The sequence below is a fragment of the Bradyrhizobium sp. genome (assembly GCF_035273305.1).
Classification (GTDB): domain Bacteria; phylum Pseudomonadota; class Alphaproteobacteria; order Rhizobiales; family Xanthobacteraceae; genus Bradyrhizobium.
The window spans coordinates 15,649-33,483 of the sequence record NZ_DATEPI010000224.1; the positions used below are offsets into that span (position 1 = coordinate 15,649).

15 protein-coding genes are annotated in these 17,835 nt (G+C 60.8%); 4 read left to right on the forward strand and 11 right to left on the reverse strand.

Annotated elements, in window-relative coordinates; translation table 11 throughout:
* Positions 1-16 precede the first annotated feature (16 nt).
* Positions 17-832 carry a nucleoside triphosphate pyrophosphohydrolase gene (mazG, locus tag VJV58_RS15265; RefSeq protein ID WP_324138199.1) on the forward strand — a complete coding sequence of 272 codons (816 nt, stop codon included), beginning with the start codon at positions 17-19 and terminating at the stop codon, positions 830-832.
* A 78-nt stretch (positions 833-910) separates the two neighbouring features.
* Here the strand turns inward: mazG and hflX are convergent, their stop codons facing one another.
* The 7 genes from hflX to dusB all read right to left on the reverse strand — a co-directional run bounded on the left by hflX (position 911) and on the right by dusB (position 10,350).
* Positions 911-2,203 (reverse strand): GTPase HflX, encoded by a 1,293-nt coding sequence (hflX, locus tag VJV58_RS15270; RefSeq protein WP_414641503.1) that lies wholly within the window; start codon positions 2,201-2,203, stop codon positions 911-913.
* Between the two features lie 101 nt (positions 2,204-2,304).
* Positions 2,305-2,553 (reverse strand): RNA chaperone Hfq, encoded by a 249-nt coding sequence (gene hfq, locus VJV58_RS15275; protein ID WP_006020546.1) that lies wholly within the window; start codon positions 2,551-2,553, stop codon positions 2,305-2,307.
* Positions 2,554-2,798: 245 nt separating this feature from the next.
* Positions 2,799-4,169 (reverse strand): sigma-54 dependent transcriptional regulator, encoded by a 1,371-nt coding sequence (locus VJV58_RS15280; RefSeq protein ID WP_324138201.1) that lies wholly within the window; start codon positions 4,167-4,169, stop codon positions 2,799-2,801.
* A 17-nt stretch (positions 4,170-4,186) separates the two neighbouring features.
* Positions 4,187-6,514, reverse strand: a complete 2,328-nt coding sequence (locus tag VJV58_RS15285; RefSeq protein WP_324138202.1) for a PAS domain-containing sensor histidine kinase — start codon at positions 6,512-6,514, stop codon at positions 4,187-4,189.
* 145 nt (positions 6,515-6,659) lie between these two features.
* Positions 6,660-8,102, reverse strand: coding sequence for a nitrogen regulation protein NR(I) (gene ntrC / locus VJV58_RS15290; RefSeq protein ID WP_324138203.1), 1,443 nt, complete (start codon positions 8,100-8,102; stop codon positions 6,660-6,662).
* Positions 8,103-8,104: 2 nt separating this feature from the next.
* On the reverse strand, positions 8,105-9,289 hold the full coding sequence (locus VJV58_RS15295) for a nitrogen regulation protein NR(II) (protein WP_324138204.1): 1,185 nt from the start codon (positions 9,287-9,289) through the stop codon (positions 8,105-8,107).
* Entirely contained in the window at positions 9,286-10,350 is a 1,065-nt protein-coding gene (dusB, locus tag VJV58_RS15300; protein WP_414641504.1) for a tRNA dihydrouridine synthase DusB, read from the reverse strand. Before dusB ends, VJV58_RS15295 begins: the two co-directional genes overlap by 4 nt.
* Before the next feature lie 204 nt (positions 10,351-10,554).
* Between dusB and VJV58_RS15305 the strand changes: the two genes are divergently transcribed.
* Complete coding sequence (locus VJV58_RS15305) at positions 10,555-11,751, forward strand: bifunctional 2-C-methyl-D-erythritol 4-phosphate cytidylyltransferase/2-C-methyl-D-erythritol 2,4-cyclodiphosphate synthase (RefSeq protein ID WP_324138206.1); 1,197 nt, start codon at positions 10,555-10,557, stop codon at positions 11,749-11,751.
* Position 11,752: 1 nt separating this feature from the next.
* Complete coding sequence (locus VJV58_RS15310) at positions 11,753-12,355, forward strand: CinA family protein (RefSeq protein WP_324138207.1); 603 nt, start codon at positions 11,753-11,755, stop codon at positions 12,353-12,355.
* A gap of 77 nt (positions 12,356-12,432) precedes the next feature.
* On the opposite strand, the gene VJV58_RS15315 is transcribed toward VJV58_RS15310, so the two are convergent.
* Together VJV58_RS15315 and lipA are read right to left on the reverse strand one after the other, a co-directional pair.
* Positions 12,433-12,906 carry a type II toxin-antitoxin system RatA family toxin gene (locus VJV58_RS15315; RefSeq protein WP_324138208.1) on the reverse strand — a complete coding sequence of 158 codons (474 nt, stop codon included), beginning with the start codon at positions 12,904-12,906 and terminating at the stop codon, positions 12,433-12,435.
* Between the two features lie 10 nt (positions 12,907-12,916).
* The gene (lipA, locus tag VJV58_RS15320) at positions 12,917-13,876 is read right to left on the reverse strand and encodes a lipoyl synthase (RefSeq protein WP_324138209.1); all 960 of its coding nucleotides are present in this window, start codon (positions 13,874-13,876) and stop codon (positions 12,917-12,919) included.
* 94 nt (positions 13,877-13,970) lie between these two features.
* Between lipA and VJV58_RS15325 the strand changes: the two genes are divergently transcribed.
* A complete protein-coding gene (locus VJV58_RS15325; RefSeq protein ID WP_324138210.1) occupies positions 13,971-14,567 on the forward strand; it encodes a DNA-3-methyladenine glycosylase in 597 nt (198 codons plus the stop codon).
* Positions 14,568-15,369: 802 nt separating this feature from the next.
* Here VJV58_RS15325 and VJV58_RS15330 read toward each other — a convergent pair.
* Positions 15,370-16,245 (reverse strand): SAM-dependent methyltransferase, encoded by an 876-nt coding sequence (locus tag VJV58_RS15330; RefSeq protein WP_324138211.1) that lies wholly within the window; start codon positions 16,243-16,245, stop codon positions 15,370-15,372.
* A gap of 18 nt (positions 16,246-16,263) precedes the next feature.
* Positions 16,264-17,835 (reverse strand): class I tRNA ligase family protein (locus VJV58_RS15335; protein ID WP_324138212.1); only part of this gene is annotated, 1,572 nt, incomplete at its 5' end.

Below are 17,835 nucleotides of genomic sequence, written 5' to 3' on the forward strand. Positions count from 1 at the left end.
CAGAACCCGGTGTGCCATGACCCCTTCCCGCGACATTTCACGGCTGCTCGAAATCATGGCTATCCTTCGAACGCCCGGCTCGGGTTGTCCGTGGGATCTCGAGCAGGATTTCACGACCATTGCGCCCTACACTATCGAGGAGGCGTACGAAGTCGCTGATGCGATCGCGCGCGGCGATCTCCATGACCTCAAGGACGAATTGGGCGACCTGCTGCTGCAGGTCGTGTTTCATGCGCGTATGGCCGAGGAGAAAGACGCATTCTCCTTCGGCGACGTGGTCGAGACGATCACGCGCAAGATGATCAGGAGGCATTCGCATGTCTTCGCCGACAAGGACGGCCGATTGACGCCGTCCGACGTGAAGGGCGCCTGGGAGCGCATCAAGGCAGAGGAGAAGGCTGAGCGCGCGGAGGCGCATTCAGCAGAACGCGGATCTCGCAAGTCAATTCTGTCGGGTGTGAAGGCCGGCCAACCCGCGCTGGCGCGCGCGATGGAATTGCAGCGCAAGGCCTCTACTGTCGGTTTCGACTGGAACGATCCGGGGGCCGTGCTCAACAAAATTCGCGAGGAGGCAGACGAGATCGAGGCCGCGCTTGACCGCAGGGATAATGACGAACTTGCGGCGGAAACCGGGGATCTGCTGTTTGCACTGGTCAATCTGGCGCGGCATATCGGTGCTGACCCGGAGCTGGTGCTTCGGAGCACCAATGCCAAGTTCGAGCGCCGCTTCGCGTACATAGAGCAATGCTTGGAGTCGCAGGGACGTTCGCTCAATGGAGCATCGCTGGAGGAGATGGACGCGTTGTGGAACGAGGCCAAAACGAGGACGTAAGCCGGACGAAGACGTGTCGTCCGGGCGCAGCCCTCCTCCCGCATATACGTAGGTCGGTGGCCGGATAAACGTATCGCACTATGAAACCATGTGCGGTACGGCATCGAAACGATCGATTACGATGTCGCGCTTGGTTTCGTCCACACGCACCGTCATATCAAACCGGCCGTCTCGAAGCTGTTTATTGAGCACTTCCGAATTGCGGTGCAGCCAACTGACCCCCGCGCCGTCAGCAGCGTCGATCGAAAGGTCCAGGGTGATCCGGGTTGAGGCCAGCCTCTGTTCGATCGCAGACAGTAGCTCTTCGATTCCTTCTCCGGTCTGGGCCGAAACCAGAAAACACGGCCGCTCCGTCGGGCGGCGCGCAGCAATGTTCTTGAGGTTTTCACGCGCGTCCTGGTCAAAGCGATCGATCTTGTTCCAAACTTCCAGGATGCGCTGTCCGACGTCGGGATCGATGCCGAGCTGACGCAGAACGGTTTCGACATCACGCTGTTGCGCCTCGGTGTCTTCATGCGAGATGTCGCGAACATGCAGGATGATATCCGCCTCCAGTACTTCTTCCAGCGTGGCGCGAAACGCCGCCACGAGCTGGGTAGGCAGGTTTGAGATGAAACCGACCGTATCTGACAACATCGCCTTGCCGCCATGCGGCAGGCTGAGGGCACGCAAAGTGGGATCAAGCGTTGCGAACAACATATCGGCCGCCTGCACGTCGGCGCGGGTCAGGCGATTGAACAGCGTCGACTTTCCCGCATTGGTGTAGCCCACCAGCGCGACTACGCGATATGGCACCCGCTGGCGCCCTGCTCGATGCAGCCGACGTGTTCCCTGGACCTTCTTGATTTCATTTTCCAGCCTCGTGATACGTTCGCCGATCAAGCGGCGATCGGCTTCGATCTGGGTTTCACCAGGGCCTCCCATGAAGCCGAAGCCGCCGCGCTGGCGCTCAAGATGCGTCCAAGACCGCACCAGGCGGCTCCGCTGATAATTGAGATGGGCCAATTCGACCTGCAGCGCGCCCTCTTTCGTCTTGGCCCGACGCCCGAAAATCTCCAGGATCAAGCCGGTGCGGTCGAGCACCTTGGCGTTCCACGCTTTCTCGAGATTACGCTGTTGGATCGGCGACAACGCGCAATCCATGACAACCAGCTCGATATCGTGCCCGCTGATCAACCCCACGATCTCCTCGACCTTGCCCTTGCCGAGATAGGTCGCTGGCCTGATCTGAGTGACCGGCGCGATCAGCGCATCGGCTATTGTCAGGTCAATGGCGCGCGCCAGACCTACGGCCTCCTCAAGCCGTGCCTCCGTATTGCGGATGACATGTTGATCCGTTTGCGTCTCGGTATCGCCGCGACGCCTTCGCATATACGGGCCGATGACGATCACGCGCCCGCTGGGTTTACCCGCAGCCGACCGTGCGCGGTCGGTCCCCCTTTCGGGATCACGCGGTTCCAATCAGATCACTCTCAAGCCGGCGCATCCTCGCCGCCTTCGAACAACTGGATCGGAGCGCCGGGCATGATGGTCGAGATCGCATGCTTGTAGACGAGCTGCGAATGACCGTCGCGCCGGAGCAGCAAGCAAAAATTGTCGAACCATGTGACAATCCCCTGCAGCTTTACTCCATTGACCAGAAAAATCGTAAGTGGCGTTTTAGTTTTGCGAACGTGATTAAGGAAGGTGTCCTGAAGATTTTGTGCGCGGTCTGCCGCCATTGTTTTTATCCCGCAGTCTTGTTTGCTTCTTTTTGTTTGAACCGATTGCCCGCTTTCGCGCGTCATCCGGCTGCCGGCTCTGTCCTGAGATCCCCCTCCGGAAGGCACGGCGGCATGATTAGAAGGCAGGCGGCGTTTTTAGGCAAGGCGGTTCGCCGACCCAGGCACAGCCGCAATTCCCCGGATTGCCTCGAAACTCGGCAAATTTCTCATATGCGGCGCATAAATGGCTTCGCGAGAGCCGATCATCCCACGCCAAGTGCCTTAAGCTTGCGATGCAGAGCCGAGCGCTCCATGCCGACGAACTCAGCCGTTCGGGAGATATTTCCTGAGAAACGGCTGATCTGGGCAATCAAGTAATCGCGCTCGAATACCTCCCGAGCCTCCCGGAGCGGTAGCCCCATAATATGCTCACCATTGTTACTGGTAGGCATCGCCGGCACCATCGAGCCGACGTCCTGCGGCAGCATGTCAGCGGTGATAATCACTTCCGGACCGCCGCCCGCTAGAATCATCACGCGCTCGACGTTGTTACGCAGTTGCCGGACATTTCCGGGCCAGACATGCGACTGCAACACCGCCATAGCATCCTGCCCGATCTGGCGTTTTGGCAATCCCGTCGCGCCCGAAATCTGGTCCATGAAATAGTCAATCAGCTCGGGAATGTCCTCCCGGCGTTCGGAGAGCGGTGGCACCCGAATGGGCACCACCGAGAGCCGGTGATAAAGATCCTCGCGGAAACGCCCGGCGGCGATCTCCTCTTCTAGGTTGCGCGCTGTCGACGAGATGATGCGAACATCGACATTGACCTTGGTGGTCCCTCCTGAACGCTGGAACGTCTGGTCGACCAGCACCCGCAAGATCTTGTTTTGGGTCTCGCGCGGCATGTCGCCGATTTCGTCGATGAACAGCGTGCCGCCATGCGCTTCCTCCAGCGCGCCAGCTTTGCGCTGATGCTCGCCATTTGACTGTTCGATGCCGAACAGTTCGACTTCCATGCGCTCGGGCGTGATCGCCGCAGCGTTGATGACGACGAACGGTCCTTCAGAGCGACCTGAGAGATTGTGCAGCGTTCGTGCTGCCAGTTCCTTGCCAGCGCCGGAAGGTCCGACAATCATGATCCGGCTGTTGGCCTTTGCGGCTCGCTCGATGGTCTGGCGAAGCTGATTCATGCAGGCTGAGCGTCCCGTCAGAACGCTTGCGGCGGGTGCGAGCTGCTTGAGTTCCTTGACTTCGCGCTTCAGCCGCGACGTTTCGAGCGCGCGCGTGGCGACCAGGATCAGTCGGTCGGACTTGAAAGGTTTTTCGATAAAATCGTAGGCGCCGCGTTTGATCGCCGCGACCGCGGTTTCGATATTGCCATGCCCGGAGATCATCACGACGGGCATGTCGGGGTGATCCCGCTTGATCTGCTCCAGCAATTGAAGACCGTCGAGCTTGCTGCCTTGCAGCCAGATGTCCAGAAATACGAGATGCGGGCGACGGTTGCCGATCTCGCTCATCGCCGTATCGCTGTCGCGTGCAGTCCGAGTGGTGAAGCCCTCGTCATCGAGAATGCCTGCAACCAGGTCGCGAATGTCTGCCTCATCGTCGACAATCAGAATTTCACTTGCCATGGGTTACGCCCGTCCCGTCATTTGCCTGCTGCGGCTTCGATTGTTGCTTCTTTGTTAATCGCCTCTGCCGCCTCCGTAGTTTCGGATTTCGGCGATTTGGTATCTGCGACAGCTTCTTTGCCTTCCGCCTTCGGTGCGTGGCCTGAAATGGCAAAACGCAACCGCATCCAAGCTCCGCGCTGACCCGGCCGGATATCGGCGGCATCATTGAGTTCGATCCGGCCGCCGTGGTCTTCCAGAACGCGACCGACAATCGCCAGTCCAAGACCAGTGCCTTTTTCCCGCGTCGTGACGTAGGGCTCTAGCAGACGCGCCCGGCTGACTTTCGGTAGTCCAATGCCGTTGTCGATGACATCGATCACGATGTCCTCGCCCTCGCGCCCAGCAACAACCTCGATCCGCCCCTTCCCCAGCTGCTCCGGCGGGACCGCCTCGATCGCTTCCGTCGCGTTTTTGATGATGTTGGTCAGTGCCTGCGAGATAAGACGCCGATCGAACTGCGCCCGCATCGGGTCTTGCTTGATGACGGCTTCGATATCGATCTCTGGGTGTCCGACCCGCATCAGGAACACGGCCTGGCGCACGGTATCGGCGACATCTTCGCCTTCGATCACCGGCTTCGGCATCCGCGCGAAGCGCGAGAACTCATCGACCATCCGCCGGATGTCGTCGACCTGTCGCACTATGGTATCGGTGCATTGCTCGAACACCGCCTTATCCTCGGTGATGGCTTTGCCGAATTTGCGGCGAATGCGTTCGGCAGAAAGTTGAATTGGGGTCAGCGGGTTTTTGATTTCGTGCGCGATACGCCGGGCAACGTCCGCCCATGCCGACGTGCGCTGGGCCGAGACGAGGTCGGTAATATCGTCCAGAGTGATGATAAAGCTGTCCCGCGAGTGGCTGGTCTGCTCGGCACTGACGCGAACAGAGAGATTGCGCTCGTGGCCGTCACGCGTGATCGTGATCTGCCCCTGAACCAGTCGCTGCGTGCCTTCGCGTGCGGTTTTCATGATCTCGTCAAGTTCCGGAAGCACGTCTGACAAAGGATGATCCAGCGTCTCCGATTCCGCGTGGCCGATCAGTTTTTCGGCCGAGCGATTGAGAATACCGACACTGCCGGATGCGTCGACGCCGATGATGCCTGCACTTGCCGAAGACAACACCGCTTCGATAAACCGGCGGCGGCTGTCGATCAGGTCGCTCGCGCTGACCAATTCGTCTCGCTGCGTGCGTAACTCCTGAGTCATTTTGTTGAAGGTCTCAGCCAGCTGCGCGAGGTCGCCCTCCGATTTATGCACCGGCACCTGGACGTGAAGATCGCCCGTCGAGACCAGATTGGCGGCGCTCATGAGCCGCCGGATGGGAGCAACCAACCAATTGGCGAAGTTCAATCCGATCAGAACCGATGCCATCAGGAGAGTCAGTCCGATGACCGCGAACATCAGCGCGAGTGACACCTGCATCCCGAGCCGGCGTGATTCCAACTCGGCGTATTCGGCGACGCTGGCTTGGGTTTCTTTCACCTGGGCAACCACATGCGGATCAAGCAGTCGGGCCACGTACAGGAAGGTGTCGTTAAATGCTCGCAGCCGGATTACCGCGGCGACGTAATTCCCCTCCGGAAATACTGAGATCTCGGGTTCATTTTCTCTGACATTGCTCAGGAATTCCGGCGCGGGGGTCGTGAAGGTCTGCTGAATCCCGGTCTGTGCCGATTCCAGAATGTTGCGATCCTTGTCGATCAGCATTGCCCCCGGCAGGTTGCGGGAGGCAGCACTTGCGGTGAGGAGCTCGCGAAATGTTCGGCGATCCTGATCATACAACGGCCGGGCATGAGAAATATCGTTGGCCATTCCGAGGATGTCGCCACGAATGAGCTCGGCGTGCTCATAAAGATAGGCGCGTGCGACGATCAACGAGTTCTGGATCACTTCGCGCGTAGGGCCCGAAAACAGGCGATCAAAACCCCTGTCTATGGTCACATTGGCGACGATCGCGACCAGCACCGCCGGCAATACCGCGATCACGGAAAACAGCCCAACGATCTGAACATGCAGTCGGGCAGCGGCCCGGCCCCGGCGGCGAGCCTGCAGAACCTTCCAAACTTCGCGGATGATGATGCCAACCAGCAGCAGGATAACCGCTGCGTTGATCAGCATAAACGTTATGACGACTTCCCGGGTCGGCTGGATGCGGGTCAGCCCCGTGAGCACCACAAAAGTAAGCAGGGCCGACAGCAGTGCGATGCACACCGCAAATGGCGCTACCCACCTCCAGGGCGACCGCCCCTTTGGCTCGGCAAACGACGTGTCGAACGATGCGGCCGAAGTGTCTGCGCTGGTCATTCGTTGGAAAGTGTGAGCCGAAGCGTTGTGTCCGCTGCCCGCGGAGTGATGCATTCATATCACAATGTTGCCCGATTACGACAATTCCACGGCGCGTCTTAACGCCGACCGGCCCAATCTGATGCCGTCTGCCCGCTTAAAGCCGCTAATTGCCACTCCGGTAGACCTGAATGTCCAGATCTCGAATTTTTTTTCGCAGTGTATTGCGGTTGAGCCCGAGCAGGTCGGCTGCGCGGATTTGATTGCCCCTCGTGGCCGCAAGCGCGGCGGTGAGCAGCGGCACCTCGATTTCCTTAAGGATGCGGTGATACAGGCCCGGCGGCGGTACGCCGTTCGGAAAACCTGAAAAGTGCGACGACAGGTAGGCTTCGACAGCGCCACTGAGATCATCGACGCCGTTTTGCATGCTGCCTCCGGACGTCACGGCCGGCGGCGCCAACTCACCATCGATCACCGAGCCCGTGATCACGTCCTGCGGATATAGCGCCGCGAGCCGCCGCGCGAGATTTTCGAGTTCGCGGACGTTTCCCGGCCAGCGATATTGCTTCATGCGCTCTATCGCCAGCGTATCGAACTTTTTCGGCGGCAACCCATCCCTTTCTGCCAGCGCGAAAAAATGCCGGATCAGATCGGGCAAATCTTCAATCCGTTCGCGTAACGGCGGCAGCCGCAACGGCACCACGTTGAGCCGGAAGAACAGATCCTCCCGGAACAGCCCCTGCTGAATCAGGATACGCAAATCCTTGTTGCTCGCCGCGACGATACGCACATCGGTCTTGATCGCGGTGCGGCCGCCGACCGTGGTGTACTCGCCCTGCTGCAGTACCCTCAGAAGACGGGTCTGCGCTTCCATCGGCATATCGCCAATTTCGTCGAGAAACAGCGTACCCCCTTCCGCCTGCTCGAACCGGCCGGAAGCGCGCGTGTTCGCGCCAGTGAATGCACCGCGTTCGTGGCCGAACAGCTCCGATTCGATCAGGTCACGCGGGATGGCCGCCATGTTAACAGCGACAAAGGGACCGTTGCGGCGCTTTCCGTAGTCGTGCAGCGCGCGCGCGACGAGCTCCTTGCCGGTGCCGGACTCGCCGGAGATCATCACCGTCAGGTCGGTCTGCATCAGCCGCGCCAGCACCCGGTAGATTTCCTGCATCGCCGGCGAGCGGCCCACGAGCGGTATCGAGTCGAACTCGGAGTCGTCGAGCTGGCTAGCCACCCGTTCCTTGGGCTCCGCCAGCGCCCGGCCGACGATCGCGATCAACTCCTTCAGATCGAACGGCTTCGGTAGATACTCATATGCGCCCCGTTCGGAGGCGCGAATCGCGGTCATGAACGTGTTCTGCGCGCTCATGACAATGACCGGAAGGTTGGGCCGCATCTTTTTGATCCGCGGTAACAGATCGAACGCGTTCTCGTCGGGCATCACCACGTCGGTAATGACGAGATCGCCCTCTCCCTGGCTGACCCATCGCCATAGCGTCGCCGCGTTCCCGGTCAGCCGCACTTCGTATCCAGCACGGGAGAGAGCCTGATTCAGGACGGTTCGTATGGCCGTGTCGTCGTCGGCGACGAGTATGCTACCTGCGGGCATCTTTATCGCTCCTCATCTTGTCTCGGTGAGGCATGCGAAGACGTTACCAACACGTCATCGCGGCTGCTTTGATCGAAGTGTGCGGCGGTGTTGAACATCGGCAGCAGCACGCGGAAAATCGTCTTCCGAGGCTGGGATTCGCATTCGATGATGCCGCCATGATCGCCGACAATCTTCGCCACCAGCGCAAGCCCCAGTCCACTACCTGTCGACTTGGTCGTCACAAATGGATCGAATAGATTAGGCAGCAAGTCCTCGGGCACGCCTGCCCCATTGTCCTTGACGCAAAATTCCAGGGGTAACGAGACCCTCGATTTCTTTCCCGGCACCGACAGACGAACGCCAGGACGAAATGCAGTGGTGAGCTGAATCTCCGCATCGCTGCCGAGATCGGCCACCGCTTCCGCCGCGTTCTTTACCAGGTTCAGGAACACCTGAATCAACTGGTCCTGATTGGCCAATACCGGGGGGAGCGATGGATCGTACTCTTCAACAAAGCGGATGTTGCGTGCAAACCCCGATTGCGCGAGACGTTTGACATGATCCAAAACCGAATGGATGTTGACGGGTCCACGCGCCACCGGCCGATCATCGCCGAACACCTCCATGCGGTCGACCAGCGTCACGATACGGTCCGCCTCGTCGCAGATCAGCCGCGTTAGCATTCGATCTTCGGACGAAGCCGCCTGCTCGAGCAGTTGGGCGGCGCCGCGAATACCGGAGAGCGGGTTCTTGATTTCGTGCGCCAGCATCGCTGCCAGCGCGATCACCGATCGCGCGGCACTTCGATGCGTCAATTGGCGGTCCATCTTGTCGGCAATGGTGCGCTCCTGCAGCATCACGACGATATGGCCTGCCCGTTCGCTCAGCGGCGCAACGTGAAGATCCACCTGGCGATCACCGCCGATACGCGGCGTGCCCAAGTCGACCTTGTATTCGTTGACGGCCGAGCCGCTTGAGCGCACTTGATCGATCAACGCGAGTAGCGGACTTCCGAACGGTACGAGTTCTTTCAGCGACTGCCGACGCAGGAATTGGGTCGATATCTCAAAGAATGATTCCGCAGCCATGTTGGCGTCGACGATCCGACCGTCGGGCGCAACCAGCAGCACCGGGTTGGGCAAGGCGTTGAGGATAGCCTCGCCATCCGATGGCATGGGACTGCGATGTTCGGCGGCTAAGCTCATGCAGCAGCGCTCCATGCAAACTCGGCGAACGCATCCGTGAGCGAACGATGCACGCCGGAGGGATCTTCCGACGTCAAAATCTTCGTGCGCCACTTTTTAAGGCTGAAGGCAGGCGCCCTGGCGCAGCGAGCGGCAACGTCCAGCGCCCAGCCGAGATGTTTTCGCGCATGGCGCAGGCCAATGCGCAGTCCGTAATGGCTGCAAACCTCTTCATAGAGCGCGCGGATGTGGTCGAGTTGCTCCGGCAACGCCGGCGGACCTTCGACCGCGCCGGTTTCGAGGCGACGCGCGATTTGACCGGGCAACCACGGCTGCCCCTGCGCGCCGCGGCCAACCATCACGGCGTCGGCACCCGATGATTCAAGCGCCGAAACCGCGCTCTCGAACGAGGTGATGTCCCCGTTGACCACGAGCGGAATACTGATCGCATCCTTGACGGTGCGCACTGCCGCCCAGTCGGCCTCACCCTTGTAGAACTGACAACGCGTGCGGCCATGCACCGAGATCATCTGCACGCCGGCGCCTTCCGCGCGGCGCGCGAGATCCGGCGCGTTCAGGTTGCGCTCGTCCCAGCCGAGCCGCATCTTCAACGTCACCGGCACCTTCACCGCCGCGACAGTCGCCTCTATCAGAGTCAAGGCGTGGTCGAGATCACGCATCAGGGCCGAGCCGGACTGGCCTCCGGTCACATGCCGTGCCGGACAGCCCATGTTGATGTCGATGATGTCCGCGCCAGCGGCTTCGGCGATCCGCGCGCCTTCCGCCATCCAGTGGACCTGGCATCCGGCGAGCTGAACCACATGCGGGCCAATACCGGTTGCCTCGCATCGGAGCTTGGACATCGGCCGCTCGTTTACGAGATCGTCGCTCGCTGTCATTTCGGAGACGACAAGACCGGCCCCCAGAGCGGCCGCGAGCCGGCGAAACGGCGCGTCCGTGACGCCGGACATCGGCGCAAGAAGCACCGGATTGGCAATGGCAACATTGCCAATTTTGAATGATTTAGGGCGTCGAGTTTCAAAGCCGGTCACAGAGTTCCCGTTTCTCGAGGCAGAGATCATGTGCCCGTGCCACAGTTCATTCCGAGCACAAATGTTGTGCAGTTAGCGTCATTGCCTACACTTTAGACAGTTCTCCCAAAGTTGCAAGTGCACCGCAACAACAGGTGGTTTTCTGCCCATTTGACGGGAATCGTTGTGCTTTTTCAGCTGCACCCGTGATAAGGGCAGTCCGGCGTTATTTGCTCCCTGTTCACAAAGTGCCCCATGTCGAAAGCTGATCGGACCGCCGCCATCCTCGTTGCAGCCGGACGCGGCCTGCGTGCCGGCTCTGGCGGGCCGAAGCAGTATCGCTCGATCGGCGGGGAGACCGTGGTTTTCCGCGCCATGGAGCCGTTTAGCGGTCATCCGCAGATCTTCGCCGTGCAGCCCGTTTTGAATCCGGAGGACCGATCGATGTTTGACGATGCAGTCCGGAAATTGCGTCACGAACCTCCGGCGACAGGGGGAGCAACACGGCAGGCATCGGTGCATGCCGGACTTGAAGCGCTCGCCAGCCAGGCCCCTGACCTCGTCCTCATCCACGACGCCGCGCGGCCATTCGTATCCGCCTCGCTTATTTCGCGCGCGATCGAGGCGGCCGGCCGCACCGGCGCGGCGGTCCCGACAATTCCCGTCGCCGACACCATCAAGATGGTCGGAAGCACCGGAAACGTTGAAGGCACCCCCGAGCGCGCGCGGCTGCGTATTGCGCAAACACCGCAGGCCTTCCGCTTCGACACGATTTTGGATGCTCATCGCCGTGCTGCGCGAGAAGGACGCATCGATTTCACCGATGACGCAGCGATCGCTGAATGGGCGGGATTGACGGTGGCGACCTTTGAAGGCGATCCTGCGAACATGAAGCTCACCACACCGGAAGATTTCGTCCGCGAAGAAGCCCGGCTCGGCGCTTCGCTCGGCGACGTCAGAACTGGCATCGGCTACGACGTTCACGCCTTCGGCGAAGGCGATCACGTGATGATCTGCGGGCTGCGCGTGCCACACAGCCGCGGCTTTCTCGCGCATTCGGACGGAGATGTCGGCCTTCACGCGCTGGTCGATGCTATCCTCGGCGCGCTCGCCGACGGCGATATAGGTTCGCATTTTCCGCCGAGTGATCCGCAGTGGAAGGGCGCGGAATCCGATAAATTCCTCAAATACGCTCTCGATCGCGTTGCCGCACGGGGCGGGCGGATTGCGCATCTCGACCTGACGCTGATTTGCGAGCGTCCGAAAATCGGCCCTCATCGCGAAGCCATGCGCGCGCGTATCGCTGCGATCACGGGGCTGTCGCTGGCGCGGGTCGCCGTGAAAGCAACCACCAGCGAGCGGCTTGGATTTACCGGGCGCGAGGAAGGCATTGCAGCCATGGCTACCGCGACCATTCGACTGCCCTGGGACGACAGAGGCTGGAGCGATTGACATGAGTGGCAGCGACGCCCGCGCCCTCTCCCGCTCGCTGCTCGATCTTTGTCGGATGCGCAAGCTGACTGTTGCGACGGCGGAATCGTGCACCGGCGGCCTGGTTGCGGGCGCACTGACCGAAATTCCCGGCTCGTCCGACGTGCTCGATCGTGGCTTTGTCACGTATTCCGATGAGGCAAAGCGCGCGATGCTCGGCGTCAAGGCGACCACACTGGCCACCTTCGGCGCGGTCAGCAAGGAAACCGCGACGGCGATGGCGGTCGGTGCTCTGGAACGTGCCGGCGTCGATCTTGCTGTAGCGATTACCGGCATTGCAGGTCCGGGCGGGGCTACGCCGGGCAAGCCCGTGGGTCTTGTCCATTTCGCCGTGGCTGCCCGCGACGGCCGAATCCTGCATCGCGAATGCCGCTTCGGCGCCATCGGACGCGGCGGGGTGCGTCAACGCTCGGTCGTCGAGGCCTTGCGCATGTTGACGGAATTGGCGCGCGGACCGCAGGTCCATGCCAAACCGCGGCTCGAAGCTGCGAGCCGGATTCGTCAGCGCGTAGCGCGCTCGCCCCGGCGCGGCACGGCCAAGCGACGCCGACCGCCGCGCGCTTAATTTATTCTTCTGACGCGTTTTCTTCACTCGAACCGGCATCCACTTCTCGGAAACGCTGTACCTGTTCGCGAACGCACTTAAGTTCTCGCCCCGACTCCAGGCCGTCCATAAATGAGATCGGCGCGTTTCTCGAACGCCGCGGCAAACCGCTGAAACGCGGTGTCGAACATCGTACCCATCAGCATTGCGAGCATCCGGCTCTTGAATTCGTAAGAGAGATAAAACCCGACATCGCAGGACGTTTCCGATTTCGGTTCGAACGTCCAGCGGTTCTCGAGATTGCTAAAAGGGCCGCGCAGATACTCGACCAGTATCTTCAGGTTGGCCCGGTCCAGCGTCACACGAGAAGTGAAAGCCTCGCGCACCAGCTTGAAGGAGACGGTCATGTCGCAGATGACGACCTCGGTGCCATCAGCTTGCGGCGTGCGCTGGCGCACTTTCAATGAACTGCAGAGCGGCACGAATTCCGGATAGCGCTCGACATCGGCGACCAAATCGAACATCTGTGGCGCGCTGTGCTTGACCAGGCGCCTGCTGTTGAACCTTGGCATGACCTGATGCTCAGCGTGACTTGGCAGCCCGCGCGGCGCGCAACTTGGCGAAATCATCCCCCGCGTGATGCGACGAGCGGGTCAGCGGGCTCGCCGATACCATCAGGAAGCCTTTGGTGTAGGCGACCTTCTCGTAACCCGCAAATTCATCCGGCGTCACGTAACGGATTACAGCGTGATGCTTGCGGGTGGGCTGCAAGTATTGGCCGATGGTGAGGAAATCGACATCCGCCGAGCGCAGGTCGTCCATGACCTGCGACACTTCGTGACGCTCCTCGCCAAGCCCGACCATGATGCCCGATTTGGTGAAGATTGCCGGATCGATTTCCTTCACCGTCTGCAGCAGCCGTACTGAGTGGAAGTAACGCGCGCCGGGCCTCACCGTGAGATACCGCGACGGCACGGTTTCCAGATTGTGGTTGAACACATCCGGCTTAGCCGCCACCACGGTTTCGAGCGCGCCTTCCTTCCGAAGGAAGTCGGGGGTCAGGACCTCGATCGTGGTCGTAGGGCAGCGGGCCCGGATCGCACGAATCGTTTTCGCGAAATGTTCGGCGCCACCATCGGCAAGATCATCGCGGTCCACGGACGTGACCACGATGTGAGCGAGCCCGAGCTTGAATGTCGCCTCGGCGACGTGCTCCGGTTCCCGCGTGTCGAGCGTGCCGGGCATGCCGGTCTTAACGTTGCAGAAGGCGCAGGCGCGGGTGCAGGTATCACCCATGATCATGAAGGTCGCGTGCTTCTTGTCCCAGCACTCGCCGATATTGGGGCAACCCGCCTCTTCACACACGGTGACCAGGCCGTTTTCCTTGACGATGGCCCGCGTATCAGCATAACCGCGGCTGGTTGGCGCGCGAACGCGAATCCAGTCGGGTTTCGGCGGCGACAACGCATCCGGCCGGTTCACCTTTTCGGGGTGACGCGGCCGTAGCGGTGTGGCTGAAACAGTATCGACGATGACGACCATGGGTATCTGTCCTGGTAAACCCTTAGCTAAGCCGGTGGCGCGACAACCGCAACGGCTCGCTTTGGTCTGCTTGCGCCACTAGCATACATGCCGAATGGACCAAAACCGAACCGCTGCAGACCAAAAACTGGGGAAGCCGCTCCATCGCACGTTCTTTGGCCGCAGCGTACATGAAGTTGCCCCCGACCTGATCGGCGCGACGCTGTTGGTCGACGGGGTTGGCGGACTTATCGTCGAGGTCGAGGCCTATCACCACACCGATCCGGCGGCGCATTCGTTCCGTGGACCGACGCCACGCAACCGCGTGATGTTCGGGCCGCCGGGCTATGCCTATGTCTACCGCTCTTACGGGATTCACTGGTGTGTGAACTTCGTCTGCGAGCAGGAGGGGTCCGCGAGCGCGGTGCTGATCCGCGCACTTCAACCAACACATGGGATTGCCCTCATGCGGCGGCGGCGGCGGTTGCACGACGAGCGATCGCTCTGTTCTGGTCCGGGCAAATTGACCGAAGCGCTCGCAATCACGGAAGCTCATAACGCACTGCCCCTCGATGCTCCGCCGATCGCGGTGTATGCGCGTGTCGGCACGGCAGACGTTGCAAGCGGCATTCGGATTGGCATCACCAAAGCCATGGAATTGCCCTGGCGATACGGGTTGAAAGGCTCGCGGTTTTTGAGCAAGCCGTTTTGAGTGTTGGGCATTGCGAGCGCAAACGAAGCAAGGACCAACAGGAAGAGTTTTCATGCTCGCTCGCTCTTTCTTTCCCTCCCACTTGTGGGGAGGGAGGGCACATCGTGATAGCGGTGCGACATGCGACGGGTGGGGCTGCTTCCGCAAGCTAGGCATCAGCGAAGTTGGTTCGGTGGCTACCCCCCACCCGGCGCTTCGCGCCACCCTCCCCGCAAGTGGGAGGGAAGAAAGAGCAGCCGCGCTCAATTCCAAATTTTCAAACAGCCAGACAACCCACCCACACCTTCGCGATCTCGCGGCGCGTGCCCGAGTTTTGATCGGCATAAAGCGCATCTGAAATTCAGAGGGCGCAGGGAATGCCGGGTGCTCGATGCACCGCAGCCTCGCATGCAAAATAAAAAAGCATACGAGTGTAGTCACTACGGTCACGCCGAGATGACCCGGCATTCCCCGCGCGACGGTTTACGGCTTATACCGTGCTCTTCCCGGTGAGCGGGCTTGTTGTCACCGTCGCCGGCGGAATCCGCCAACTTGACGCCAGCGTCGAGGCGTCAGAACCACACGACTTCGTCGTCCACGTCACGCGCTGTTCGTCAGCAGCGCATCAGCGTCCATCGCATCTCGTCCCGCGTTCGTGACGATCGCGAGCCGCCCCTCTTGGTGGGACGAGACGGCGGGGTTCTATGGCTGATTTGGGTCAGCCGGGAATCAAAATCTTTTTCCAGACAGGACTGGACAGGCCCAAATCACGTTGATCGGCTTCGACAAATTGAGGGTTTGGAGCGACGGACGTCGCCATAGATCAAGGTCGCTCAGTCGCGGCAAGCGCCCTCTGAACATTCTTTCCCGCCCGAACGACGTGACCACCCGGTCCGATCCGGATACCCTGTTTCAAGGCGCCGTAGAAACGCTCGGTGAGTTCGGCAAGCCCGAGATCCTCGACGGTGCGAAAGCCTTTGCTGCGTAAGATCGCCGAAATCTCGTCCGGTTTATATAGACCAAGCCACGGCTCGCCCCTTGCCGCGGCGCTTTCCGCAATCGCCATCACATTGTCGCGGCGTTCGACCGGGTAGTTTTCGAACGGCTCGGCGTAGTCGAAGACTACTTCCGAATCCGGCACCGCTGCGATGAAATCCAGCGTCAGCGAGAACGCCTGACGAGTAAGATATGGCACGACGCCGAGCCATTGAAAAAATGCGGGACGATCGACCGCAAAACCCGCCGCCGCCAAGCCGTCAGCCAGACCCTGGCGCTCGAAATCAACGGGAGCGAAGGTGAGCGAAGCGGGAGCGGCGAGCCGCGCCTGCTTGAGGCGCTCGCATTTCCATTGCTGCGTCGCCGGATGGTCGACTTCAAATACGCGGAGGTCTTGCCCGGCGTGAGGATTGCGTAGCGAAAAGGTGTCGAGGCCCGCACCCAGCACGACGACCTGCCGCGCACCGCGCGTAACGCAAGCTGCCAAAGTCTCCTCGGAAAACCGGCTGCGCGCCGCGATGAACAGCCGCATCGGCCGCTGCGAGGGATCGGCCGCGGCGTCGTCCAGCCTGGCCCGGGTCTCATCATCGAGAAGACTTGCGGCGAATGCATCAGCAAAAATAGCGCCGCCTTCCACCCTCTGGTGGACAGCCCGATGAACGGCCGCTCCCAGCGCTGTCCGACTTGGCCCCGTTGCTCGCACGTAGATCCCTTCGAACCGTCAGGCCGCGTTTTTGACCCGCTCCAGCGCCTCCACGAGCTTGGCCTTCCGCGCTACAGCCGCCTCGCGCTTCTCTTTTTCCTCTTCGACGATCTCGTCCGGCGCATTCGCGACGAATTTCTCGTTCGCAAGCTTGGCATCGACCCGCTTGATGTCAGCATCGGCTTTTGCGACTTCCTTCTCCAGCCGTATCTTTTCGGCGGAGAAATCGATCAGGCCTTTGAGCGGCAAAGCGGCGACCTCGCCGCGTACCAATAGCTGAACCGCGCCTTCCGGCGCGCTACCCGCAAAGGAAATGTCCCCGAGCCGCGCCATTCGCCTGATGACGTCGCTCCAGCGTTGCGCGCGCTCTCTTGTTTCCAGCGAGCCACCGGCGAAAACCAGCGGGATCAAGGTGGCCGGCGGGATGTTCATTTCGGCGCGCACCGAGCGGACCGCGGTAACGAGATCAACAAGCCAGCCGATCTCGGCTTCCGCAGCTTCGTCGCTGAAATCGGCAGTGTCGAGAGCCACCAGCACCGGCGGCATGAACGGGTCGTTCGGGTTGGTGCTCGATAGCAGCGCCAGTTGTTCCGGCGACAAGCCGCCGCCCCTGCGCGGCCACGCTGTCAGCGCAAGCAAGTTGCGGTGCGGTTCGCTCGCATCTGGAGAAGGGGTATCCACTTCGCTGCTCTCCCTCGCTAAGCGCGAGGACGGAATTGCGGTGACTGCCCACAGCTCTTCAGTGATAAACGGCATGAACGGGTGCAACAGCTTAAGAATCTGGTCGCGCGCCCACGCCACCATCGCGCGGGTTTCTGTTTTCGCCGGGCCCTCTTCACCCATCAGCACCGGTTTGGCCAGTTCGAGATACCAGTCGCAGTAGATGTTCCAGACGAAACGATAAATCGAGCCCGCGGCATCATTGAAGCGGTAGGCTTCGATTGCTTCCGTTACTTCACGGCTGGCGCGCGCGGTCTCATGCGCGATCCAGCGATTCAGCGTTTCCTTTGGCTGGCTGGCATCGAAGGCCGCCGGCAGCACGCATGCGTTCATCTCGGCGAAGCGGCAGGCATTCCATAGCTTGGTCGCGAAATTCCGGTAACCTTCGACACGTTGTGGCGCGAGCTTGATGTCGCGGCCCTGCGCCGCCATCGCCGCCAGCGTGAAGCGCAGCGCGTCGGCGCCGTAATCATCGATCAGATGAAGCGGGTCGATGACGTTGCCCTTCGACTTCGACATCTTCGCGCCCTTCTCGTCACGGACAAGGGCGTGGATGTAAACCGTCGGAAACGGAACATCCTTCATGAAGTGCAGCCCCATCATCATCATGCGGGCGACCCAGAAAAAGATGATGTCGAACCCAGTGACGAGGACGTCAGTCGGATAGTAGCGTTTCACGTCCGTGTCGTCGTCGGGCCAGCCGAGCGTCGAGAAGGGCCAGAGCGCCGACGAAAACCAGGTGTCGAGCACGTCCTCATCGCGGGTGATGAATCCCTCTCGCTTGCTGGCGTCTAGCGCCATCTCCCGACCCTGCTCCAGGGTAATGACTTCCTGCTCAACATAATATCCAAGCGCGTTGCCGACTGCTTC